The organism is Bacteroidales bacterium (genome assembly GCA_023228145.1).
Lineage (GTDB): Bacteria > Bacteroidota > Bacteroidia > Bacteroidales > CAIWKO01 > CAIWKO01.
Genome location: JALOBU010000004.1, coordinates 94083 through 117662 on the forward strand (window position 1 = coordinate 94083; position 23580 = coordinate 117662).

Here is a 23580-nt window from a genome sequence, read left to right on the forward strand (position 1 = left end):
ATCTCCTCAGCATAAGCAACAAAATATTATCTTTGCACCCTTATTTTAATAAATTATTATACTAATAATGAAAATAGCATTAGTTACGGGAGGTTCCAGAGGCATAGGCAGAGCGATATGTCATAAGCTTGCAGAAATGAAATATCATGTTCTTATAAACTTTCTTTCTAACGAAGATGCGGCAAATGAAACTTTGAATATCATTAAACAAAGCGGGGGTACCGGCGAATTTATGCCCTTTGACATAGCTTCACAGGAAAGTATTGAAAAAGCATTGGAACTTTGGTATGAGAAAAACCCGGATAAACACATTGAAGTTTTGGTAAACAACGCAGGCATCAAAAAAGATGCGCTGATGATGTGGATGAAAAACGAAGAATGGGGCGATGTAATCAATACCAATATGAACAGTTTGTTTTACATCACACGGCGCTTAATTAAAGATATGCTGATACATAAATACGGCCGTATTGTTAATATTGTGTCCTTGTCGGGCATTAAAGGGCTGCCGGGACAGGTGAATTATTCTGCTGCCAAAGCCGGAGTTATCGGGATGACAAAAGCGCTGGCACAAGAGGTCGGCAAAAAAAATGTAACTGTGAATGCTGTGGCACCCGGATATATCAGAACAGACATGACTAAAGACCTTGACGAAAATATGTTAAAACAGATGATTCCTGTCGGGCGTTTTGGCACGGCCGAAGAAGTAGCAGAAGTAGTAGGTTTTTTAGCATCCGAAAAGGCATCTTATGTAACAGGAGAAGTTATTTCGGTAAATGGAGGAATTTATACGTAGAAATTGGCCACTGGCAAATAGCCACTGGCGATTGCCGGATGCCGACTACTGACTAAAAACTGAAACTAAACATCAACAAACAAACTAACCGCCAAACACCAACCACCAATGAACAGGGTAGTAATCACCGGATTAGGAATTTATTCTTGCATAGGTAAAAACCAGGAAGAAGTTAAACAATCCTTGTACGAGGGCCGTTCCGGCATAGGATATATCGCAGAGCGTAAAGCAATTGGGTATCGTTCTGCTCTTTCGGGAATAGTTGAAAGGCCAAGCCTGAAGGGAATCCTCGACAGGCGACTACGAGTAGGTATGGCTGAACAGGGAGAATACGCATTTCTTGCCACACAGGAAGCGTTGACCCAGGCCAAAATAGATATTGATTTCCTGCAGAATCAAGAAGTTGGGATACTATACGGCAACGACAGTTCTTCAAAAGCAGTTATTGAATCCACGGATATCGTCAGGGAGAAAAAAGACACCATGTTACTGGGCTCTGGATATATTTTTCAGTCGATGAACTCTACGGTGAGCATGAATCTTTCTGTGATTTTCAAACTTCGCGGTATCAATTTCACCATCAGCGCTGCCTGCGCCAGCGGTTCTCACGCCATAGGGCTGGGATATTTATTTATAAAACAGGGTTTACAGGATATGATTGTCTGTGGCGGCGCTCAGGAAGTAAATCATTATTCGATGGGAAGTTTTGATGCACTTAGCGCCTTTTCTGTCAGGGAAAATGAACCACAAAAAGCATCGCGCCCTTTTGATAAAAATCGTGACGGCTTGGTTCCCAGCGGCGGAGCCGCAACAGTAATTCTCGAAAGCTATGAATCAGCCCTTAGAAGAGGCACACCTATACTCGGGGAAATCGTAGGATACGGATTTTCTTCCAATGGTGAACATATTTCTCAATCAAATGTTGAAGGTCTGATACGCACCATGAAAATGTCACTGAAAGATGCCGGTATGTCTCCCGCCAATATTGACTATATCAATGCCCATGCTACATCCACTATTCACGGCGATAATTCCGAAGCTATCGGTATCGCAGAAGTCTTTGGACACCACAAACCATTTATCAGTTCCACAAAATCAATGACCGGCCATGAATGCTGGATGGCAGGAGCCAGTGAAATTGTGTATGCCACACTGATGATGCAACATGGATTTATTGCCCCAAATATTAATTTTGAAGAACCCGATGAGTATTCCTGCAAACTAAATATCGTACCGCAAACTATAAATAAAAATTTTAATGTATTTTTGTCAAATTCTTTTGGATTTGGAGGTACAAATTCAGCATTAATTATTAAGAAAACAGACTGAAACACAATAATCTGTCAATGGAAAAAGAAGAAGTTATCCGAAAAATTAACAGCTTTCTGGTTGAAGAATTTGAGTTGGAAGAATCACAACTTAAACCCGACGCCCTGCTGAAAACCGATTTAGGTATAGACAGCCTTGATTTTGTTGATATCATAGTCATCATCGAAAAAAATTTCGGCTTCAAGGTTAAGGGCGAAGAGATGGTGAATGTAAAGACCTTGCAGGATTTTTATAATTATGTCAGTGAACGTGTAACTCTCAAACGCTGATAACTAACCCAATATAAACATGGCCCTATGGCAAGGAAAATCACGAGGAGGCGTAACCGGCCATAAAGTATTCGTTTTCATTATTAAAAATTTAGGAACCTCTTTTGCATATTTCTTTCTGAAAATTATTGCAGTATATTATTTTTTTTCCTTCGGAAAACCCTTCATGTCATCCTATTTTTATTTTAACAAGATACACCGCTACAATAAAATAAAATCGTTATTGTATATTTATAAAAGTTATTGCATGCTGGGAAAAGTCCTGGTTGACAAGGTTGCTCTGCTTTCAGATGTTGGAAAACAGTTTTTGCGCAATTACGACAACGACCATATTATAAAAGAGCTTATTGATGGCAATACCGGTGGCATCATAATCAATGCGCATGTTGGCAACTGGGAAATTGCCGGCCAGCTTCTGGAGTATTTCGATACTAAAATCAATATACTGATGTTTGATTCGGAGCATCAAAGAATCCGAAATTATTTATCAAACGTCCTGGCAGATAAAAATGTGAACTTCATCATTATCAATGACGGCATCGGGCATTTGCAACAGATAGAAAAAGCTTTGAAGAATAAGGAACTTATAGCAATGAACGGCGACAGGTTTCTTGCAGGCAACCTCACTGTAAGCTGTAATTTTCTGGGCCATGATGCCAAATTTCCTTTAAGCCCCTACTATATTGCAGGAAAATACAATGTTCCGGTGGTTTATGCTTTTGCCATGAAAGAAGGGAAAAACTTCTACAGGTTTTTTGCCACTCCTAAACGCTATATAGAAAATTTTTATTCCATGAAAAAACGTGAACAGGGTTTAAAGGATGCCGTGAATGATTACGCTGCAGCGCTGGAAAAAATTGTTTGCAAATATCCCTTACAATGGTTTAACTATTATAATTTCTGGAGCAAAACCGAATGAGCAAAACTTCTGCTAATATATTGTTTGTTTCGCTGAACACCCTGTCACAACCTTATCCTGTTTATCCTATAGGTATTTCCTATCTTGCAACTTACCTGAAAGAAAAACTTCCTCATTACCATGTTGATGTTTTTGATTTAAACATGGGAACACCTGACGAGTTGATTCATTTTGTTAACACGCATCGGCCTAAATATATAGCGATGTCCATCCGTAATATTGACGGAGCAAATTCATACGACCCTACAAATTTTGTTACAGAATATAAAACCGTTATTGAACTATTACGTGATAATTATCATGCCGATTACACTCTTTTTCTCGGCGGTGCAGGATTTTCTATTTTCCCGACCGCAATTTATGAACTTCTGAAACCCGATTACGCCATGATAGGCGAAGGAGAAGAAGGCATAGTAAATCTCATTAAACGCCTCGATAAAGACCTGCCGGTTGATGATATAGAAGGTCTGGTATACAGAAAAAACGGGCAAATAATTGTCAATGAAAGAAAACTTCACACCACAGACCTTCGCGTATGTTTTGAAGAATCGCTTGTAGACTATTATTGGAAACAAAGCGGTATGCTTAACATTCAGACAAAGCGCGGCTGCCCTTTTCACTGCATCTATTGCACTTACCCTGTTATAGAAGGGCACGAAGTCCGCACTCTGAACACTGATATCATCGTGGAAACCATCAGCAGGTTATACCACGACAAAGGCATAGATTATATTTTCTTTACCGATTCGGTGTTTAACATCAAGGAAGATTTCAACGTGGAACTGGCAGAAAAGATTATCAGGTCTGGAATAAATATACGCTGGGGAGCCTATTTTTATCCAAAAGGACTTACAGAGACTACACTCCGCCTTTTAAAAAATGCCGGCCTAACCCATATCGAATTTGGCACGGAAAGTATCAGCGAAGAAACACTGAAAAACTACGGAAAACACTTTACCGTATCGGATATTTTATCCCAGTCGGAATTGTGTAATAAGGTGGAAGTGCCTTTTGCACATTTTCTTATACTTGCCGGATATGGAGAAACAGATAAGACGGTTAACGAGACCTTTAGCAACAGTAAAAGAATACAAAATACAGTATTTTTCCCCTTTGTTGGTATGAGGATTTATCCCGGGACAAAACTTTTCCACATTGCTGTAAATGAAAACATCATTAACAAAAACGACACTTTGCTCGAACCTAAATACTATATTTCAAAACACGTGACCCTCGGCACACTGAAAGAACGGGCTTTGCTCAGCGGCAGGCGTTGGGTTTTTCCCGATGAAGACACCTCGGCAATCACAGATAAATTAAGAAAATTAAGAAACAAAAAAGGCCCGTTATGGGAATATCTAATCCGTTAAATATGCTGGCACAGGGAGAAGAAATATATAAATTAATTCCGCAGCGACCGCCAATTGTGATGGTTGACAAATTAATCTCTGCAGAAGACAAAAAAACTGTGAGCGGATTCTCAATTAACAAAGATAATATTTTCGTATCAGAAGGCGTCTTACGCGAACCCGGCATTATTGAAAACATTGCTCAATCCGCAGCTTTGGGAGTGGGCTATGTTTGCAGCAAAAATAATGAAGCCGTTCCCATTGGTTTTATCGGTGCAATCACTAATTTGCAAATAATGAAACTGCCTGAAGTGAATACAGAACTCCTTACAGAAATATTCATAGAATATGAAGTTCTAGGAGCTACACTTATTCGCAGTAAAGTTTTTTGCGAAAAAAATTTAATTGCACAGGCAGAGATGAAAATATTTCTTAAAATAAACAGTTAATAATATTACAATATAAAGATAAGTTTATGACAAAAGATAAAAAATCTTATAATTCAAGCCATATCATAGATGCGGAAAACCTTGATGTGGATTATGATTTTCGTATCACTCATTATAAAATTGATAAAAACGGCAACTATGTGCATGAACTTCAGGCTGAATGGGGAGGCAGGAATCCAATAGTACAACACAGCTGGGACATTATAAAAGAACGAATCCACCTGGCCAAAGAAAAAGTTATTAATGGGGAAATAAGCCCTGTTGCCTATTACATGGAAAAATGCATTTCTGACATCAAAATTCTAGCAAAATTTACAGGTTACCCTGTCTGGCGGGTAAAAAGGCATATGAAAGTCAGAATATTTAACCGCCTAAGGGACAAAACCCTGAAACCTTATGCTGATTTTTTTGAAATTTCAATTGAAGAACTAAAAGACATTGACCACATAAAACTATAATCGTTTAAACTATATGAAATTAAATTTTGACCATATGCAGCTTTCAGCTCATTGCGAAAGCGGAGCAACAGTGAATATGCTTGGGTATTTTAAGATAAAAATCACAGAACCTATGGTTTTCGGTATAGGTGCCGGTTATTCTTTCGGGCATCTTCCTTTCATGAAAATAAACTATTCACCGGCAACTACTTTCAGGACTTTGCCCGGAAAGGTTTTCGGACGAACTTGCAACAGCCTGGGTGTAAAATTTGAACGCATGGCATTCCGCAACCCCCAAAAAGCCATGGATGAACTAGACCGTGTTTTAGAAAAAGGTATCCCTGTCGGGGTACAGGTAACTGTTTTCTACCTGCCGTTTTTCCCTCCGGAATATCGTATGCACTACAATATGCACAATATGGTGGTTTATGGGAAAGAAAACAACGAATACTTTGTTGCCGACAGCATCATAGAAGGGGAAAACAAGATATCCTATCAGGATATGATAAAAGTACGATTCCCAAAAGGAGCTTTCGCACCTAACGGGAAAATGTATTATATGACCAAAGTTCCCAAAACAATGGATTTCAGGAAACCTGCTATTGACGGGATAAAAAAATCCTGTAACGAAATGCTCGACGTACCTTTCTGGATGATAGGCGTTAAAGGCATACGTTTTTTTGCCCGACAGGTACGCAAGTGGCCGGTTAAATACGGAAATAAAATTGCTTCACAATACCTAAACCAATCAATCCTTTTTCTGGAGGAAGTTGGTACGGGAGGAGCTGGATACCGGTTTATGTACGGCGCATTTCTGAATGAAGCTGCCGATTTATTGCAACGTGATGAACTGAAAGAAATTTCTCTCGAAATGGGCAAAGTGGGCGACCGCTGGAGAAACTTCTCGTATCTCGGCGCTCGCAATTGCAAAAACAGGCCTGAACCAGAATTTTCTTATGATTATCTTGCAGAAATCCTTATGGATTGCGCTGATATGGAGGAAAAAGTATTCAGAAAACTTAAAAAGATAAAATTTTAAGAGCTTCTTCGTAAGGTTTTTTTTACTTTTGTTTATCGATTGATAGGCTTGCATTTATACTATATATGAACGAAAACACTGTAATTGAAATAATTAACCTCTCCAAAACTTATAAAGGCAACCATAAACCTTCCGTTGACCATATTTCACTTAATATTTCACGGGGCGAAATATTCGGGTTGCTTGGTCCGAATGGTGCAGGCAAAACAACTACAATCTCAATACTTTGCGGACTTTTTGCTCCATCAAAAGGAGATGTTTATATTGACGGGCTTTCCGTCAGAAAAAACAAAGAACAAGTTAAAAACATTATTGGAATAATACCACAGGATATTGCGCTGTATCCAAGCCTTACAGCAAAAGAGAACCTTCAATTCATCGGCAGGATGTACGGACTGAAATCCAAAGTATTGAAAGAACGTATTCTCAAATACACTGAATTTCTGGGTATGCAGGAAAGTCTGAGAAAAAAAATAAACACATTCTCTGGAGGAATGAAGCGAAGAATCAACCTGGTAGCCGGCTTGCTCCACGAACCGAAAATTGTAATACTGGATGAACCTACTGTGGGTGTTGACGTACAATCAAGAAACCAGATAGTACAATACCTTCGGGAACTTAACCGAAACGGAACCACGATACTGTACACATCACATTATCTGCAGGAAGCCGAGTCCCTGTGTTCAAAAGTTGCATTTATGGATAATGGAAAGATTATTATAAGGGGAACACCTCAGCAACTCATCTCAGGGTGCCCGGGCTGCCAGACACTGGAAGAAGTATTTTTGAAACTAACAGGTATTGATTTGAGAGATTAAACAAAGCGGGCATGAATAAATTTTTTGCGGCATTTATCAAAGAAGTACTATTGCTTATACGCGACAGAGCTGGCATTATATCCCTTTTCGTCATGCCTGTCATTTTGGTTTTTGTAATGACGGTTATTGAAGACAGCGCCTTAAACTCTACAGTGGATAAGCAGATATCAATGTTATTCTGTAACTCTGAAAATGACAGCCTTGGAATAGCCATAAAAAAAGGCTTGAATGAAACCAAAGCATTTACAATTTTCGAAGAAGTGGACGGAAAAAAATTGGATAAACAGTCATTAGAACATTTCGTAGCGGAGGGAAAATTTCCTGTAGGAGTTTATATACCGGAAGGTGCTACCGACACTTTAAGAAGTAATGCACGCAAAGTAGTGTTAAAAACATTTTCCGAGATAGGCTTAACATCAGAAACCAATAATGCGTATAATTTTGACTCAGTTGTTATTCAAATTTATTACGACCCGGCTGTAAGGAACTCTTTAAAAGCCTTGGTGGACGGAGCTATTGGCCAACATTCTGCTGTCATAGTCGGAAAAATGCTATCAGGAATGTACTCAGAAGTATTATCTGATTTTTTACCGGGTGGGAAAAAGCTTAACGTCAATTATCCCGAAATGATTACGGTTAACAGGCAGTATGCATCAGAGCCCGACAATTCCATCATTCCAAATTCTACCCAGCATAACGTGCCCTCCTGGACGCTTTTTGCTATGTTTTTTATTTTAATTCCGCTTGCATCGAGCATTATACAGGAAAAAGACGGCGGAACCTATATGAGGCTGGTAACCATGCCAAGTACTTATACCACAACTTTCATTGGAAAAATTACGGTGTATTTCATTGTGTGCCTGCTTCAGGTAACTATATTATTCAGCATGGGGGCATATCTTATTCCTTATGCTGGCATACCCGGACTACAGTTAGGAAGCCATTTCGATGCTTTGTTATTGGTAGTTTTCACCGCTTCTTATGCCGCCGTGGCTTTCGGGGTTCTGATGGGGGCATTCTGCACAAGTTACCAGCAGGCGGCATCCATCGGAGTCATCCTGATTATAGTACTTGCTTCTATGGGTGGTTTGTGGATGCCTGTTTACCTGATGCCAAAAACCTTCCAGCATATTCTCGTTTACTCACCACTAAACTGGCCACTAACAAGTTTTTATGACCTTTTTTTGCGTGATGCAGGAGTTAAAGAAGTGCTGCCTAATGTTTTCAAATTATTTTTATTCGGAACCGGATGCTTCATTGTAGCATTTTCTTATAAAGCTTTAAAAAAAATTAAATAATTCATGCTTTCAGTTTATATCTGCGGCAATAATGCAATAAGTTCCTTAGGATTTACTACTGAAGAACATATCGATAAAATTAAAAAAGACATTAGTGGAGTTTCATTAGTAACCGACAGAAATTTATACCCAGAAAACTTTTATGCTTCGCTGGTTGATACCGGGAGGTTGGAACGGGAATTTTCAAAATTAGCTGATAATAAAGCATTCACCCGCTTTGAAAAGCTGATGATACTTTCGGCTGATAAAGCGATAAAAGGAAACCCAAAAATTGATGTGTCGTCAGAAAAAACCATCTTCATTATTTCCTCCACTAAAGGCAATATTGATTTGCTTGATAGCCGTAACAAGGATTTTTTTCTACAGGAGAGAAATTATCTGTGGAAGGCCGCTAAAATAATTTCCTCTTATTTTAAAAACCCCAATAAGCCTATTATTATTTCTAATGCATGTATTTCAGGAGTGCTGGCCATTATCAATGGAGCAAATATCCTAAGCCTGGGAGGATATGAAAATGCGGTGATAGTGGGCGGGGACATTGTTTCGGAATTTGTTGTGTCAGGTTTTTTGTCTTTTAAATCACTGGCTTTTGGCATTTGCAAACCTTTTGACGCAAACCGCAACGGTTTAAACCTTGGGGAAGGTGCCGGAACTCTAATACTGACAAATAAAAAAGAAAACATCAGTGCCGACACCATTATTGAAGTCAGCGGTGGTGCCAGTAACAATGATGCCAACCATATTTCGGGCCCATCACGCACAGGAGAAGGATTATACCTTGCCATAAGCCGGGCCATGAAACAGGCCGGAGTGGATGCCGGGAAAATTGATTTTGTTTCGGCTCATGGTACCGCAACACCCTTTAACGACGAAATGGAGTCAAAAGCTTTTGCATGGGTTGGACTTAGCGATGTACCACTCAATAGCCTGAAAGCATTTTTTGGTCATACCTTAGGTGCTGCAGGAATTATTGAATCGGTAATTTCACTTTACGGCATGCAGGAAAATAAAATCTATAAAACATTAGGGTATGAAGAGTACGGAGTGCCGGAAAGAATCACCATCGCTGGCCAGCTGCTGGAAAAAGAACAGTATTGTATTCTAAAAACAGCTTCCGGGTTTGGCGGTTGCAATGCTGCCGTGGTATTTGAAAAAGAATAACAACTATGATTATTACTAAATCCGCCCATATCACAAAAAACCTTATCCGGTGCAACAGCAGGGAGGTATTCAGTCAGGAAAACGATAACGGTTTTACCGAATTTATTAAATCCGCATTCAAACAAATCTGCCCTGCCTATCCTAAGTTTTATAAAATGGACAGCCTTAGCAAACTTGCATTTGTAGCTTCCGAAGTCCTCCTGAAAGATACCAATTTACTAAGCAATTACGCAAAAGAGGACATCGGGCTGCTGTTTCTTAATAATGCTTCCACCATCAATACCGACAATGATCACCAGAAAAGTATAAGCGACAGGCAAAATTATTTTCCAAGCCCTTCCGTGTTTGTTTATACCCTTCCAAACATTATGCTGGGCGAAATCTGTATTAAAAATCAGTTTTTTGGTGAAAATGCAGTTTTTATTACCAGTGAATTTGATGCGGAGATGCTTGTCAGCCAAGTTACCATTTTAGCAGAAAAAAAACGAATAGAAGCCTGTATCTGCGGATGGGCTGATATAGAAGATGATAATTATGAAGCTTTTTTGCTGCTTACCGAAAATAAAACGATGCTTGCAGGTTCGGAAGAAATCTGTAAATTTGCAGCTTTAGAAATAAACAAATTATATAACAATAAGTAACCTAAACTATGCAGGAACAAGAACTTATAGAAAAACTCCGATTGGAAATCATACAGCAACTTAATCTGGAGGATATAAAACCCGAAGACATTGACCCTGATGCTGCTTTATTCGGAGAGGGTTTAGGGTTGGATTCCATTGATGCATTGGAAATCATTGTGTTGCTCGAGAAAAATTATGGTATCAAAATTGAAGACCCCAAAGAAGGGAAGAAAATATTTTCATCCATCCGCTCCCTGGCAAAATATATCATAGAACACCAAAAGGCTCAGTAATTCATGGGCAGCAAAATCCTTGTTACCGGTATGGGGATCATCTCCTCATTAGGAAAAAACCTGCCGGAAACATTTGATGCCCTTTCACACTGCCGTTCAGGCATTGGTTCAATCAGGCTTCTTGACACCATTCATAAAGGTAAAATTCCCGCAGCAGAAGTTCTTTATTCAAACGAAGAACTTGCAAAGATGATGGGCTTGAATAACTCCAATAACCTTACACGTTCCACGTTGCTGGCAATGATAGCTGTCCGGGAAGCTATTCATATTGCAGGAGTAACTGATTTTTCAGCCACAGGACTTATTTCGGCAAACACCGTAGGAGGTATGGATAAGAGCGAACTGTTTTATTATGATTACCTCAAATTAAAAAAAATCAACCCTTATATTGAAACTCACGACTGTGCCGACAGCACTGAAAAAGTTGCTGATTATTTTGGGATTAAGGATTTCATCACAACGGTAAGCACGGCTTGTTCTTCTGCATCCAATGCTGTTTTGCTAGGTGCCAGGATGATACAAAGCGGAAAACTGAAACGTATTATTGCCGGAGGTACAGAATGCCTCACCAAGTTTCATCTTAATGGGTTCAACTCATTGAAAATATTAGACAAAGAAGCCTGCAGGCCTTTTGATAAAAACCGGGCAGGCATTACTCTCGGCGAAGGAGCAGCATATATTGTATTAGAGGCAGAAGAAACTTCGGCAACTTCCTGCAAGGATTTTTCATTCGAACTCAGCGGATGGGGAAATGCCTGCGAAGCTTTTCACCAAACAGCTTCCTCTCCTGATGGGGACGGGGCATACCTTGCCATGAAAAAAGCTTTGGAAATGAGCGGACTTCAAGCCTGCGATATTGATTATATCAACGCTCACGGCACCGGAACAGACAATAACGACATCTCGGAAGGCAGGGCAATAGAAAAACTATTTAGTCCAAAAATTCCACCCGTAAGTTCTACCAAACCATACACAGGACACACTACCAGCGCAGCAGGTACCGTTGAAGCCATCATTACCCTGCTGGGAATGAAACATAATATGATTTTCCCCAACCTGAATTTTAATGAACAAATGCCCGAACTAAAATTTAAACCTGTTGATAAATTAATTACCGACATTAAACTAACTCATACTTTATCCAACTCTTTTGGTTTTGGAGGAAATAACACTTCATTAATTTTTTCAAAGATTTAAGAGGATATGGATTAAGTCAGAAGTTGGAAGTCAGAAGTCGGAAATCAGAATTAAAAAAATGAAACACTAAATTTGAATTTGAAGTCCTTAAAAACATAACCATAACGAACGCAAAGCAAATACAGTAGTGTGCAAAGAAGACAAAAAAAAATAAAAGAAATCAATCATAATAACAGCCTAAACACCTAAACACCTAACAGCCTAACGGTCTAACAGCCTAACCACCTAATCCCCTCAAAAAATGTCCTCCTACATCTCCGGCATCGGTTGCATCTCACCTCAAAAAACTATTGCAAATACCGATTTTCTAGAAGAACCTGTAAACCAGCAGGCATTATTTCTGCAAAGCATACAGCCTGAATCGTACCGCGATTACATTGACCCTTTGTTATCACGCCGCCTGAGCCGTGTTATTAAAATGGGGATAACCTCCGCACTCATCAGCTTGAGAGAAAGCAAAATTGAACAACCCGGCGCCATCATTACAGGAACAGGCCTGGGCAGCGTGGCAGATACCGAGAAATTTCTGATGACCATGCTCGACAACAATGAGACATTGCTGAACCCCACAAATTTCATGCAATCAACATACAATACCATAAGTTCACAAATTGCAATTATCCTGAAGTGTTCCAACTACAACACCACTTATGTTCACCGCGGTTTTTCGTTTGAGTCGGCCTTGGCTGACGGACTTGATCTTCTGGAAAGAGGCGAAACTGACTCAGCGCTGGTGGGCGGAATAGACGAAATTTCTGAAAATCATTTTAATATCTCCGGCCTGTTGGGTTTGTGGCGGCAACAAGCAGAAAACCATCTTGACCTGCTGAAAAACCCCGGACAAGGCACAATTCCCGGCGAAGGTTCTGTGTATTTTACACTGACAAAAAATCGGCTTCCCAATTCCTATGCCCGCCTGGATTGTTTAAAAACAGTCTACAAACCCAAATCAACAAAAGGCATCCATGATGCGATCAATAACATACTAAAAGAGAATAATTTATCAGCCACCGATATAGACCTTTTTGTTGCTGGGCTTAACGGTAACGAACAATCCGACAAGTGGTACCATTCAGTAATAAACGAAATTTTTGATAAACAAGCTGTTGCCGCTTTCAAACATTTATGCGGGGAATACTATACCGCTTCGGCTTTCGGACTCTGGCTGGCTTCAAATATTCTAAAAAAACAGCGGATACCCCGGACCGCCCTTTACAAAGGCAAACACCCTGAACGTATCCGCCGCATTTTATTATATAATCATTATGCCGGGGAGCAACATACCATCATGCTCCTCTCGGGTATCTGATCTTTTATTCTTATAGTGTTTCATTTTCTACTCCAGATGCATAAAATGCCACAGAAAAGTTACCGCAACAAGCATAAGTTCACGGATTATAACTTCTTAAAAGAGGTTGCTAACTTAAACAACCTCCTTTAACAAGAAATAAAACAACTTATTAATAGACTTTATGCCCGGTAAACCAGGTAGAAGATTCAGTTGAAATACTATAAATGTCGAGGACGCTGTAAACAACAACTTTTACAATATCACCGGCAACGAGTTTCATATCTGCAGAAATATTTATTCCAAAAACACCTGAGCTTGTTTGTGAAGCCGAAACTTTTTTAGACACCCCATTTACATATAATTCAATACGGGTATTCGAACCTGCTGATGAAGCAGCATTTAACATAACATGGGCATCAAAATGGTACAAGCCTGCTGAAGGGACCACAAATTGATTATTAATAGTGTCATAGTTATTTCCATCATCAAACAGTTCTTTGTTTAAAGTGATATATGTGTTACTAGCGGCAGGAATATGTGTGTATGTTATGGCGTAGGCTGAAAAAGAAATCCGAGTATTTGCCCACTTTGTTGCTGCGCCTGTGCTGGTAAGAATATCACCTTCATTACCTGCATAATTCGACATATCGTAAAATGCTCCCGTCAACCTTGTATTCCCGTCAATATGAAGGTCGGCTGTTGGCGCCATTGTCCCGACCCCGATATTCCCATTTTTATTTTCATAAATGCTTGAATTAATCAATCCGCCCATGGGCTGGTATTTCGGGATGTAGTTTGAGTCGCCTTTGATATCCGCATTTGCTGCAAACATCGCGTAAGGGACACTTAACAACTGGCTGGTACCCATATTGGCATAAGTAGAACTTCCCAAAGGATCCATCTCTACCTGTAACCAATACTGGTTCTTTTGCCAAGCTATGGTGTCAAATTCTCCACTGACAACAGTACCTTTTCCTATCTCAAGGGTAAACAAACCGAATTCATTTGTTGTCGGTGTAAATGTTTCAGAATAAGAAACCAGCCCCGATTCTGAGCCCTTATGTAATGACACCTTAATGCCCAAAAGCTGGGTTTGTAAAACATTACCCGAAGCGTCGCGGGCAACAGCCTGGTAATTAAATGCCTGAGGCGACTGGGCAAATGAGGAAAATGCAAAAAGCAGCATGGAAAATACTGCCACGAATTTTGTAAATGTTGTTTTCATGTAATTTTATTTTTTAATAGTTAATATGCTAAATTGATTTTTATAACCTTCGCTTCTTTTCTGCCGTTTTCATAAGTAAAGAGATATTCTAAAAGATAAATACCTATTGCAGAACCTCTGATATCAATGGATGTTGAGTTTATTCCGGGGTTTAAGTTCATCTTTTCCGATACTGTTTTTCGGCCCAGAATATCATAAACATTGATAACTGCTGAACCCTTTTGCTGTGAATTTACAACGAAACAAAATTTTCCGTTATTCGGATTTGGATAAGTATTAATCCCATTTGTGGGTTTATCTTCTTTTACGGAAGCATACCATTCACCGGGTTGTTGAAAACCCTGGGTCAGGAAATTACTTGCAGCAGAAAACGTCTGCACCATTGTCATCTCAGCCACTGTCGCAGAAAGCGAACCGGCTGCAGAAGTGTAATAGCCTCCGGATGATGCCACAACAAAAGGTTTTAACGATGGTTGCGAAAACAGTTGGGGGCCAGCAAAAACACCTAAAACTAAAATAATAATAAATTTATTTTTCATATAATAATTTTTAAAGAAACAAATATATAACATTTATAAAATAAAAGCAAATAAAAAATATAATAATGTAAAAAGAAGTCCTTATATAAAAAAAGCCTCGAAAAGAAAATCCGAGGCTTCTCTGAGAATTAATTGTATCTTATTTATTGAATACGTAATTGAAACCGATGCTAACGGACGGATTTGATAATGGGGAAGTCGGAATGAATTTAAACTGAATAAAAGGGTCGTATAATGCCATAGCTTTAATCCATAATCCAGAAGTCAACTCCCGCTGATAACCCACTCCAATTGGCATACCTACAACAAAACCTTTCTTCACAATAGTGTCACTAAGATAACCTGTGTACATTGCTTTAAATTCCAAATGGGCAAGAATTCCTTTCCATATGTCGTATTCAGCATATATTTTAGCGCCTAAAGCAAAATCTCCTTTAAGGTCTGTAGTGCTGACAGCCATATATTGTAGAATAGGTGAAAAACCTGCACTGAAATTTTTATATTTGTACCCTACTGTTGGAGCAATATTAATTGTTACTCCATTAAGAAACGATACATTCATATCACCGCCAGTAAATACCTGAGCATTGGTACTTGAACACATAGAAGCGACAATAATAGCTGCTGCAAACAACAATTTGATTTTAAGTGAAAGTGTTTTCATGTTTTACTTTTTTACAAAAATAACATTTTATTTAACCTATCAATAATATCAAAAAACATTTGTTTTACAAACTATTTAATAAATTTTTATTTAAGCCACAGGTCAAGCCAACGGAAAAATTCCCTTTGCCATAACACACTGTTTTGCGGTTTCGTAACAAAATGCGATTCATTTGGAAAGAATAAAAACCTGCTGGGAATATTCTGAAGCTGTGCCGCATCAAAAGCCTGCATACCTTCGGTATAGGGAATACGAAAATCGTTGCCTCCATGAATTACTAAAATGGGTGTATCCCAATTCCCAACAAAATTATGCGGTGAAAAATCATAGCTTTTTGGCTTGGGTTCTTTCCAATACGCTCCTCCCAGATCGTAGTTTGCAAACCATAACTCTTCAGTGCTGCCATACCAGCTTTCGAAATTGAACATACCGCAATGTGCAATAAACGCTTTAAAACGCTTGTTGTGGTTGCCAGCCAGCCAGTATACGGAAAAAGCGCCATAGCTTGCGCCCACTGCTCCAAGTTTATCGGCGTTAACATAAGGTTCTTTTGAAACAGCATCAATAGCCGATAAATAATCCTTCATATTCTGCCCGCCATAATCTTTCGATATCTGTGCATTCCACTCCTGCCCGAAACCCGGTAAACCCCGGCGGTTAGGTGCAACAACAATGTAGCCGTTGGCCGCCATCATCTGAAAGTTCCAGCGATACGAAAAAAACTGGCTGACAGCACTTTGCGGTCCACCTTGGCAATAAAGCAATGCAGGGTATTTTTTGTTTTTATCGAAATCGGGTGGATAGATGACCCATACCAGCATCTGCTTGTTGTCAGTAGTTGTTACCCAGCGTTCTTCAACCTTACCCATAGTTATTTTGCTCAACATTTCTTTGTTAGTAAAAGTCAGTTGTACAGGTTTATATTTGCCTTTATCCATATCCAGGCGGTATATCTCTGATGGCTCTGACATAGACATTTTCACCCCAAGTATGAGAGTGCCATCAGCAAACAATTCCGAAAAATCATGAACACCGTTTGTGAGTTGTACAATTTTTTTTGTCTCGGGTTCTGCCTGAAAAACCTGACAGGTACCTTTTGTGTAACTTAGAAAATAAATGAAGTTATTGTCGGCATTCCATCGTAGGGTTGAAACACTTTCATCAAAACTTTCGCTTACGTCAGTATATGTTTTCGATGTGAAATCATAAACCATCAGTCGTTTCTTATCTGATTCATAGCCCGGGGTTTTCATGCTACACCAGGCAATTCTGTTACCGTCGGGAGAAAACGCTGGGTCGAGGTCATAGCCCTGCATATCTTTAGTAATATTTTCCGTTATGCTTGTCTGCATATTGAAAATATAAATATCGGAGTTAGTACTCACAGTTTCTTCCCTGCCTTTCAGCTTGCGGCACACGTATGCAATCTTCTGCCCGTCGGGGCTCCATGAAATTTGTTCCATGCCTCCATCGGGAGTTAACGGGGCATCAAATTTTTCTTCACGCATGATATCCAGTGCGCCAGTGACTGTGCTTTCGAAATATGCAGAAACAATAATATGGCTATATGCATAATCGTGCCAGCTGTCCCAGTGCCGGTAGAATAAATCGTCAATAATGCGAGCATCGGCTTTGGGGAGGTCTGGATAGATTTCATTAGTGGTTTTATCGAGTTTGATATCTCTGATAAAAAGTACGTGCGTCATAGTTGGAGAATAGGAAAAACCATTGATGCCGCCTTCGAAATTTGTCAGCTGTTTTTTATCGCTGCCGTCGGGATTCATTTCCCAGAGTTGTGGCTCGCCGTTCTCAGCAGAGATGTAACCTATTTTTTTCCCATCAGGACGCCAAACTCCGTTCCATTCGCTGCCGGGAGAATTCGTAAGGTTTACGGGAGTTCCCCCGGAGACAGGTATTACATACAAATCGCGGTTGCCTTTGTTCTCTTCAAGGTTGTAATATGTTACACCATACAGCACTGTTTTCTTATCAGGCGACACCTGCATATCGCTCACCCGGCCGAATTTCCATAACAATTCCGCTGTGAGTTTCTCTTGTGAAAATGCACAAAATGACAGTGCTAAAATGGCTCCAAAAATAAATGATGTTTTTTTCATAAATTTTATTTTTCTTTTTCCCGCACCTGCCTGCCGACAAGGCAGGAGTTTCGCAGATATTCGCTGATTCTCAGTGAATTTCGACTGCTGGAAAAAAATATTAATTTACATATTCATTAATTTATCAAGACGGTTCATGCCGTCAATGGCTTTCTGATAATTCACTTTTATTTTCAATGACTGCTGGTAATCAATGCGTGCCGCCTGGATATTTCCAAGAAGCTCATAGCAATATCCCCGGTTATAATAGGCTTCGGCATAGTTCGGGTCGCAGCTGATGGCATCGGTAAAATGTTTTATTGCCTGATTATACACCTGCAGGTAAACCAGATGGATATACCCCAGATTGTAATGCGCAAATTTATACTTTGGATTAATCTGCAATATGGTGGAATACTTTTCAATCGCCTTGTTGTATTCACCGGTATTCTGGTAAAACATTGCCAGTGCATATAAAGCCTCAATACTTTTTGGATTCAGGTTGAGTGCATTATTAAAGTAATCAGCTGCGAGCGGGTTATTTTTTGTGGAATAGATAATCCCCAACTGCATGTAAGCATGATAATAGTCCTGGTCTTTTTCCACTGCAATCTGAAAACATCTCACCGCCTTTGCCGTGTCGCCCATATCCTTATACATCATGCCTCGGATAAAATCCGCTTTAGCGTTGAGTTTGTCAATTTTCAAAGCTTTTTCGGTGTATTCAAAAGCTATTTTATATTCCTCTTTATAAAAATGCAGCTCTGCCAGTTTCAGCAGGGCTTCGTCATCGGAAGGATTTATCTCACAGGCTTTCTCCAGCATCTCCTGACACTTCGTGATTTTCCCTCCGGCAAAAAAAACATCCGACAAAGTCCTCAGGTAGCTTGAATTTTTTGGGTCCAGAATTGTAGCTTTGCCGGCATCGTTAAGGGCTTTTTCTATATCTCCGTGATTCAGGTAGTACAAAGCCCGCTGTTCATAAAGAGCCGCATTTTCTGAACTTTCGGCAATTTTTTTACTTAGCATGGCAAGCGTATCAGGCAGAGAATCACTTTTCTGCTCTTTACCTTTTTCACTATTATTATTTCCGCAAGCAGCTGCAAAAAACAAAACTACTACTACCGGAATTATCCGTAAAAAACTCATAATGTTTACGTGTCTATTGTTTTAAATTACCCTTATTTTGGCTTCTATTTCATCGCACAACTCAGGGTTATCAGTAAGTAATTGTTTTACGGCATCCCTGCCCTGCCCAAGTTTGGTTTCGTTATAACTGAACCACGAGCCGCTTTTTTTAATTATTTCTTTATCCACGCCCATATCAATTATTTCTCCTATTTTTGAGAAGCCTTCTCCATAGATAATATCCACTTCGGCTGTCCTGAAAGGCGGAGCCACTTTGTTTTTCACCACTTTCACACGTACCCTGTTGCCAATGATGTTCTCACCATCTTTTATCTGGTTTATCTTGCGAATGTCAATGCGTACGGAAGCATAGAATTTAAGGGCATTTCCGCCGGTGGTGGTTTCAGGGTTTCCGAACATGATGCCGATTTTTTCCCTTAACTGGTTGATGAAGACACAGCAGCATCTTGTCTTGCTTATAGTTGCCGTCAGCTTGCGCAAAGCCTGCGACATCAGGCGCGCCTGCAGGCCCATTTTTGAGTCGCCCATCTCCCCTTCTATTTCGCTTTTGGGTGTCAGCGCTGCCACAGAGTCAATCACAATAATGTCTATGGCTCCCGACCTGATAAGGTTTTCAGTGATTTCCAGTGCCTGTTCGCCGTTGTCGGGCTGTGATATCAGCAGGTTTTCAATGTCCACTCCTAATTTACGGGCATAAATGCTGTCGAAAGCATGCTCGGCATCAATAAATGCGGCAATGCCTCCCTTACGCTGTGCTTCGGCAATGGCATGCAAGGCCAGGGTGGTTTTTCCAGAGGATTCCGGGCCATAGATTTCGATAACGCGCCCTTTTGGAAAACCGCCTACACCCAAGGCAATATCCACTCCAATAGAGCCGGTGGAGATGTATTCCACCTCTTCCACAGCCTGGTCGCCCAGTTTCATGATGGAACCTTTTCCGTAATTTTTTTCGATTTTATCAAGTGTAAGCTGCAGGGCTTTCATTTTTTCTTTGTTGAAATTGCTTTCTTTTTTTACTTCGGTATCTTTTTCTTTTGACATGGTATAATAATTTATTTGTTGTATAATATTTCAAATATTTGTTGTGTGTGGCTGCCGGTATTCACTTTAGTTATTACTGCTTCAAAAATTCCCTGCTCAGAAATGACAAAGGTGGTTCGGTTGATGCCGTTAAAAACTTTACCCATAAACTTCTTTGGCCCCCATACACCATACAGTGTGCAAATCTCTTTATTGGTGTCAGCTATGAGTGCAAACGGCAGCCTGTATTTTGTGATAAATTTCTGATGCGACTTTTCGCTGTCGGCGCTTACGCCGATGACAACAAATCCTTTTTTGAGCAATTCGCTATGGTTGTCGCGCAGGTTGCAGGCTTCCGCAGTGCAGCCGGGTGTGCTGTCTTTCGGGTAAAAATATAAAACTACTTTTTTCCCTGCATAATCCTTTAAGGCGATGGCATTGCCATCCTGGTCGGTACCTTTAAAGTCAGGAGCATTATCTCCGGTTTTTAATGAGGTCATGTGATTGTTTTTGTTTACACAAATTAAATAATTATTATTGAATTTTACGGGGGTTGTTGATAATTATAATTAAATATTGTTCAGGAATTTATTTCATGCCGGCTCAAAACAGTCTTAATCATCTCTATGGTTAAGGAATTAAGCTGATATTTTTTTAACCACAGAGGTTAACAGAGTAAAAACAGAGTGCACAGAGTATTGTTTTCGCAATAATCTTTAAATGAGTTTGTTTTATAATGCACAAAACCTTTTAATATTGTGAGCTCCGTGAAACACACTGTGTGCTTTGTGGTTAATTAGTTTTGTCGAAATTTTTTCTAATCACCATATTAACAGAAAAAATACAGGAGTACTAAGTTGTTATGCAATTTCATTACAATTTAAGCAAATTTCTCAATGCAAAAGCTATAGAATCCGCCTTTGTCTTTATTGGAGTCGCCGACAAAGGAATCTTCACGGGCACATCAAGATGCAAAGGTATTTTACCGGAAACTGGCAGTTTATAAGGGAAAGTTATCAGCGCCTCGCTTTTAACCGGAATATTAATCGGGATGTTCAGGTCAACAGGAATGTTCAGTTGTATCTTCACCGGTATATTTTCCGATATTGGCAGTTTTACCGGTATGTCTGACAAGACATCTATAGGGTCTTTGATATCCAGGGTAATGTTTTGCTTCAGGGGGATGTCAGCAATAATCGGGATTCTGATACCCTTTTTCTTTACTCTGTTGGTAGGAATAGTAAATTTCTGATCCACGCTGATAATTTCGTCAACAGGAACCACTATTTTATTTTTAAAAAAAAATGCTGTATCAACATGTATCGTCTCGTCAATAGTCAGTTTTATCGGTGTTGTTATCTTCTGGTCAACAGGTATCATGGTTTTAAAAGGCAGGGTATACTTCACATTCATCTCAACAAAAACCGGAACCGTTTGTTCTATAGTAAAAAATGTAGAGATTTCCAGGGTGTCGTCTACCTTTACGGTATAATCTATCTCCGAATTTCCAAGCCGTTCGAGCATGCCCGAAACCTTATTCAGGCGGCTGTCGGCCACAAATTTCACCACCAGTAAAACCGTTATAATTATCACGTTCAGTACCAAGGATAGTATGGCAAGTCGCCCTGTGCTGATTTTCATATCTGAAAAGATATAAATTTTATATTTGTATGAAATTTCAACCGAAATTATGAAAAAAATATTTATCAGCATTTTTTTATGTTTTTTTTTAATTACATCTGTTTTTTGTCAGTTGCTGATAACCCCCGCTTACGTTGACTCAGTCGCCATGCGCGACGGCAAAAAAATTGCTGTTGATATTTATATTCCCGACAACGGCACTGGGAATGCTTACCCTGTGATTCTGGTACAGACACCATACAACCGCCTGCTTTACCGTGCTGCAGGGTTGCCGCTTTTCGGCAATAGCATTGCAGACGATAATTACGCCATGGTGATAGCCGACTGGCGTTGTTTTTACGGCTCGGCGGCTGCCTGCGCCGGCAATTACGACCGTGCAAAAGACGGATACGACCTTGTGGAATGGATAGCCACACAACCCTGGAGCAATGGGAAAATCGGCACGTGGGGGCCTTCGGCGCTGGGGCGCATACAATTTATGACAGCCCGTAAACGCCCGCCACATCTCACCTGCGCAGTACCCCTTGTCGCAGGACCGCAATACAGCTATCCCGAATATTATCCCGGCGGCGTTTTAAGGACGGAATATGTAGAGCAACTCGATGCCCTCGGTTTCGGAAGCTCGCCAATGATACTTGCACATCAGGTGCATGATATTGTTTGGACTTATTCGGAAATGACAAATTATTATCCCGATTCCATCAATGTACCTATGCTGATGATAGGCGGATGGTACGACCACAACATCAATATGATGATGGAATTTTTTGCCGGCATACGGCAATCCTCCGATATCATCGCACGCGACAAGCACCGCCTGCTGATGGGGCCATGGACACATAGCGGGCATGGCAACGCAGGCATTGGCGCCCCACAACAGGGAGAACTAACCTATCTGAATGCCGTTGGATGGAGCGACTCACTCGCCCTCATGCACTTTGATTATTACATGCGTTCTATAGCCAACAACTGGAACACCAGCCCATACATACAATATTACCAGATGGGCGAAAACACATGGCAAAGCTGCGTCTCTTGGCCTCCGGCAGGTATGAGCAACCATAATTTATATTTTCAGGAAGACGGAAGCATCAGTCAGACAATGCCACAAAATGCCGATGTTTACAAACAAATAGTTTACGACCCCCGTAACCCTTCACCCACCATTGGCGGGGCCACGCTGCACGCTGACCTTGAGCAGGGTCCTTATGACCAGGCGCCTCAGGTGGAAAACAAAAATGATATTCTTGTGTTTACCTCCGCTGTTCTTCTGCAAAATGTTGTTTTAAAAGGCAAAAGCACCATTCATCTTTATGTGTCGAGTGACAGAAAAGATACGGATTTCGCGGTTAGACTCACGGATGTTTATCCCGACAACAGTTCCATGTTGCTATACGACGGCATTGCCCGCATGCGCTTCCGCAACGGCTTCAACGCCTCCGATACCTCGTGCATGACACCCGGACAAATATATGAGATAGAAATTAATCTGCCCGACCAGGCTATCACATTTTTTTCAAACCACCGCATACGGGTGGATATCAGTTCATCCGATTATCCACGTTTCGACTGCAACCTGAACAACGGAGGGGCTATGTATGCGGCCGGTGACACGCTCATTGCCACCAATAAGGTGTATGTCGCCTCTAATTATGCTTCACATATCGTGATGCCCCTAAACGGATTCTTTGTTAATGTTGCCGAAAATTATCCTCAGAATAAGCATCAGATAAAAGTTTTTCCGAATCCTGCCGCACAGGAAGTGAACATACAATTTGACAAAATCCCTGAGGGCGCCACTGAAATAATTTTGTTTGACAACAACGGCAAAAAAGTCTTATCAAAAATCTGCACACCTTTGTTGGAAATGATGAACGTGCTTAACATCCCGCTGCAAGGCATGGCCGAGGGCGTTTATACAATGCACATTTCAGGCAGAAATATTAATTTTTCAGAAAAAATAATCATTAAAAAATAA

Annotated in this window: 24 protein-coding genes; 16 read left to right on the forward strand and 8 right to left on the reverse strand. The window is 40.2% G+C overall.

All coding sequences use genetic code 11. The features are described 5' to 3' along the window. The first annotated feature begins 67 nt into the window (after positions 1-67). The 15 genes from M0R16_03105 (at position 68) to M0R16_03175 (ending at position 13286) form a co-directional block, all read left to right on the forward strand. Positions 68-796, forward strand: coding sequence for a beta-ketoacyl-ACP reductase (locus M0R16_03105; protein ID MCK9611873.1), 729 nt, complete (start codon positions 68-70; stop codon positions 794-796). Positions 797-904: 108 nt separating this feature from the next. After that, entirely contained in the window at positions 905-2125 is a 1221-nt protein-coding gene (locus M0R16_03110) for a beta-ketoacyl-[acyl-carrier-protein] synthase family protein (protein MCK9611874.1), read from the forward strand. A 17-nt stretch (positions 2126-2142) separates the two neighbouring features. Then, the gene (locus tag M0R16_03115; protein MCK9611875.1) at positions 2143-2394 is read left to right on the forward strand and encodes a phosphopantetheine-binding protein; all 252 of its coding nucleotides are present in this window, start codon (positions 2143-2145) and stop codon (positions 2392-2394) included. A 247-nt stretch (positions 2395-2641) separates the two neighbouring features. Continuing rightward, positions 2642-3313 carry a lysophospholipid acyltransferase family protein gene (locus tag M0R16_03120; GenBank protein ID MCK9611876.1) on the forward strand — a complete coding sequence of 224 codons (672 nt, stop codon included), beginning with the start codon at positions 2642-2644 and terminating at the stop codon, positions 3311-3313. After that, positions 3310-4683, forward strand: coding sequence for a radical SAM protein (locus tag M0R16_03125; GenBank protein ID MCK9611877.1), 1374 nt, complete (start codon positions 3310-3312; stop codon positions 4681-4683). The genes M0R16_03120 and M0R16_03125 overlap by 4 nt, the downstream gene beginning before the upstream one ends. Further along, positions 4662-5111: a hydroxymyristoyl-ACP dehydratase gene (locus tag M0R16_03130; GenBank protein MCK9611878.1), complete on the forward strand. Its 450-nt coding sequence runs from the start codon at positions 4662-4664 to the stop codon at positions 5109-5111. The genes M0R16_03125 and M0R16_03130 overlap by 22 nt, the downstream gene beginning before the upstream one ends. 26 nt (positions 5112-5137) lie before the next feature. After that, entirely contained in the window at positions 5138-5569 is a 432-nt protein-coding gene (locus tag M0R16_03135; protein ID MCK9611879.1) for a hypothetical protein, read from the forward strand. 13 nt (positions 5570-5582) lie between these two features. Continuing rightward, on the forward strand, positions 5583-6587 hold the full coding sequence (locus tag M0R16_03140; protein ID MCK9611880.1) for a BtrH N-terminal domain-containing protein: 1005 nt from the start codon (positions 5583-5585) through the stop codon (positions 6585-6587). A 65-nt stretch (positions 6588-6652) separates the two neighbouring features. After that, the gene (locus M0R16_03145; protein ID MCK9611881.1) at positions 6653-7405 is read left to right on the forward strand and encodes an ABC transporter ATP-binding protein; all 753 of its coding nucleotides are present in this window, start codon (positions 6653-6655) and stop codon (positions 7403-7405) included. An 11-nt stretch (positions 7406-7416) separates the two neighbouring features. After that, positions 7417-8703: an ABC transporter permease gene (locus M0R16_03150; GenBank protein ID MCK9611882.1), complete on the forward strand. Its 1287-nt coding sequence runs from the start codon at positions 7417-7419 to the stop codon at positions 8701-8703. A 3-nt stretch (positions 8704-8706) separates the two neighbouring features. Further along, positions 8707-9864: a hypothetical protein gene (locus M0R16_03155; GenBank protein MCK9611883.1), complete on the forward strand. Its 1158-nt coding sequence runs from the start codon at positions 8707-8709 to the stop codon at positions 9862-9864. Between the two features lie 5 nt (positions 9865-9869). Next, complete coding sequence (locus M0R16_03160) at positions 9870-10505, forward strand: hypothetical protein (protein ID MCK9611884.1); 636 nt, start codon at positions 9870-9872, stop codon at positions 10503-10505. A gap of 8 nt (positions 10506-10513) precedes the next feature. Further along, positions 10514-10780 carry a phosphopantetheine-binding protein gene (locus tag M0R16_03165; GenBank protein ID MCK9611885.1) on the forward strand — a complete coding sequence of 89 codons (267 nt, stop codon included), beginning with the start codon at positions 10514-10516 and terminating at the stop codon, positions 10778-10780. Positions 10781-10783: 3 nt separating this feature from the next. After that, complete coding sequence (locus M0R16_03170; GenBank protein ID MCK9611886.1) at positions 10784-11977, forward strand: beta-ketoacyl-[acyl-carrier-protein] synthase family protein; 1194 nt, start codon at positions 10784-10786, stop codon at positions 11975-11977. Positions 11978-12218: 241 nt separating this feature from the next. Further along, on the forward strand, positions 12219-13286 hold the full coding sequence (locus M0R16_03175) for a hypothetical protein (GenBank protein MCK9611887.1): 1068 nt from the start codon (positions 12219-12221) through the stop codon (positions 13284-13286). 151 nt (positions 13287-13437) lie between these two features. Here M0R16_03175 and M0R16_03180 read toward each other — a convergent pair whose 3' ends face one another. The 8 genes from M0R16_03180 to M0R16_03215 form a co-directional block, all read right to left on the reverse strand. Further along, positions 13438-14493, reverse strand: coding sequence for a hypothetical protein (locus M0R16_03180; protein MCK9611888.1), 1056 nt, complete (start codon positions 14491-14493; stop codon positions 13438-13440). A 20-nt stretch (positions 14494-14513) separates the two neighbouring features. Then, positions 14514-15032: a T9SS type A sorting domain-containing protein gene (locus M0R16_03185; GenBank protein MCK9611889.1), complete on the reverse strand. Its 519-nt coding sequence runs from the start codon at positions 15030-15032 to the stop codon at positions 14514-14516. Between the two features lie 139 nt (positions 15033-15171). Then, positions 15172-15696 carry a hypothetical protein gene (locus M0R16_03190; protein ID MCK9611890.1) on the reverse strand — a complete coding sequence of 175 codons (525 nt, stop codon included), beginning with the start codon at positions 15694-15696 and terminating at the stop codon, positions 15172-15174. 86 nt (positions 15697-15782) lie between these two features. Further along, positions 15783-17813 (reverse strand): S9 family peptidase, encoded by a 2031-nt coding sequence (locus tag M0R16_03195; protein ID MCK9611891.1) that lies wholly within the window; start codon positions 17811-17813, stop codon positions 15783-15785. A gap of 105 nt (positions 17814-17918) precedes the next feature. Then, the gene (locus M0R16_03200) at positions 17919-18941 is read right to left on the reverse strand and encodes a tetratricopeptide repeat protein (GenBank protein ID MCK9611892.1); all 1023 of its coding nucleotides are present in this window, start codon (positions 18939-18941) and stop codon (positions 17919-17921) included. Positions 18942-18962: 21 nt separating this feature from the next. Then, positions 18963-19982 (reverse strand): recombinase RecA, encoded by a 1020-nt coding sequence (recA, locus tag M0R16_03205; protein MCK9611893.1) that lies wholly within the window; start codon positions 19980-19982, stop codon positions 18963-18965. 11 nt (positions 19983-19993) lie between these two features. Continuing rightward, a complete protein-coding gene (gene bcp, locus M0R16_03210; protein MCK9611894.1) occupies positions 19994-20461 on the reverse strand; it encodes a thioredoxin-dependent thiol peroxidase in 468 nt (155 codons plus the stop codon). Positions 20462-20834: 373 nt separating this feature from the next. Next, the gene (locus tag M0R16_03215) at positions 20835-21674 is read right to left on the reverse strand and encodes a hypothetical protein (GenBank protein ID MCK9611895.1); all 840 of its coding nucleotides are present in this window, start codon (positions 21672-21674) and stop codon (positions 20835-20837) included. Between M0R16_03215 and M0R16_03220 the strand changes: the two genes are divergently transcribed. After that, positions 21652-23580: a CocE/NonD family hydrolase gene (locus tag M0R16_03220; GenBank protein MCK9611896.1), complete on the forward strand. Its 1929-nt coding sequence runs from the start codon at positions 21652-21654 to the stop codon at positions 23578-23580. The two genes, M0R16_03215 and M0R16_03220, sit on opposite strands and share 23 nt — an antisense overlap.

Excerpts from the sequence above, each read along its gene's own strand:
- M0R16_03105 (MCK9611873.1), top strand. The coding sequence starts at position 68 with ATGAAAATAGCATTAGTTACGGGAGGTTCCAGAGGCATAGGCAGAGCG.
- M0R16_03110 (MCK9611874.1), top strand. The coding sequence starts at position 905 with ATGAACAGGGTAGTAATCACCGGATTAGGAATTTATTCTTGCATAGGT.
- M0R16_03115 (MCK9611875.1), top strand. The coding sequence starts at position 2,143 with ATGGAAAAAGAAGAAGTTATCCGAAAAATTAACAGCTTTCTGGTTGAA.
- M0R16_03120 (MCK9611876.1), top strand. The coding sequence starts at position 2,642 with ATGCTGGGAAAAGTCCTGGTTGACAAGGTTGCTCTGCTTTCAGATGTT.
- M0R16_03125 (MCK9611877.1), top strand. The coding sequence starts at position 3,310 with ATGAGCAAAACTTCTGCTAATATATTGTTTGTTTCGCTGAACACCCTG.
- M0R16_03130 (MCK9611878.1), top strand. The coding sequence starts at position 4,662 with ATGGGAATATCTAATCCGTTAAATATGCTGGCACAGGGAGAAGAAATA.
- M0R16_03135 (MCK9611879.1), top strand. The coding sequence starts at position 5,138 with ATGACAAAAGATAAAAAATCTTATAATTCAAGCCATATCATAGATGCG.
- M0R16_03140 (MCK9611880.1), top strand. The coding sequence starts at position 5,583 with ATGAAATTAAATTTTGACCATATGCAGCTTTCAGCTCATTGCGAAAGC.
- M0R16_03145 (MCK9611881.1), top strand. The coding sequence starts at position 6,653 with ATGAACGAAAACACTGTAATTGAAATAATTAACCTCTCCAAAACTTAT.
- M0R16_03150 (MCK9611882.1), top strand. The coding sequence starts at position 7,417 with ATGAATAAATTTTTTGCGGCATTTATCAAAGAAGTACTATTGCTTATA.
- M0R16_03155 (MCK9611883.1), top strand. The coding sequence starts at position 8,707 with ATGCTTTCAGTTTATATCTGCGGCAATAATGCAATAAGTTCCTTAGGA.
- M0R16_03160 (MCK9611884.1), top strand. The coding sequence starts at position 9,870 with ATGATTATTACTAAATCCGCCCATATCACAAAAAACCTTATCCGGTGC.
- M0R16_03165 (MCK9611885.1), top strand. The coding sequence starts at position 10,514 with ATGCAGGAACAAGAACTTATAGAAAAACTCCGATTGGAAATCATACAG.
- M0R16_03170 (MCK9611886.1), top strand. The coding sequence starts at position 10,784 with ATGGGCAGCAAAATCCTTGTTACCGGTATGGGGATCATCTCCTCATTA.
- M0R16_03175 (MCK9611887.1), top strand. The coding sequence starts at position 12,219 with ATGTCCTCCTACATCTCCGGCATCGGTTGCATCTCACCTCAAAAAACT.
- M0R16_03180 (MCK9611888.1), bottom strand. The coding sequence starts at position 14,493 with ATGAAAACAACATTTACAAAATTCGTGGCAGTATTTTCCATGCTGCTT.
- M0R16_03185 (MCK9611889.1), bottom strand. The coding sequence starts at position 15,032 with ATGAAAAATAAATTTATTATTATTTTAGTTTTAGGTGTTTTTGCTGGC.
- M0R16_03190 (MCK9611890.1), bottom strand. The coding sequence starts at position 15,696 with ATGAAAACACTTTCACTTAAAATCAAATTGTTGTTTGCAGCAGCTATT.
- M0R16_03195 (MCK9611891.1), bottom strand. The coding sequence starts at position 17,813 with ATGAAAAAAACATCATTTATTTTTGGAGCCATTTTAGCACTGTCATTT.
- M0R16_03200 (MCK9611892.1), bottom strand. The coding sequence starts at position 18,941 with ATGAGTTTTTTACGGATAATTCCGGTAGTAGTAGTTTTGTTTTTTGCA.
- recA (MCK9611893.1), bottom strand. The coding sequence starts at position 19,982 with ATGTCAAAAGAAAAAGATACCGAAGTAAAAAAAGAAAGCAATTTCAAC.
- bcp (MCK9611894.1), bottom strand. The coding sequence starts at position 20,461 with ATGACCTCATTAAAAACCGGAGATAATGCTCCTGACTTTAAAGGTACC.
- M0R16_03220 (MCK9611896.1), top strand. The coding sequence starts at position 21,652 with ATGAAAAAAATATTTATCAGCATTTTTTTATGTTTTTTTTTAATTACA.
- M0R16_03215 (MCK9611895.1), bottom strand. The coding sequence starts at position 21,674 with ATGCTGATAAATATTTTTTTCATAATTTCGGTTGAAATTTCATACAAA.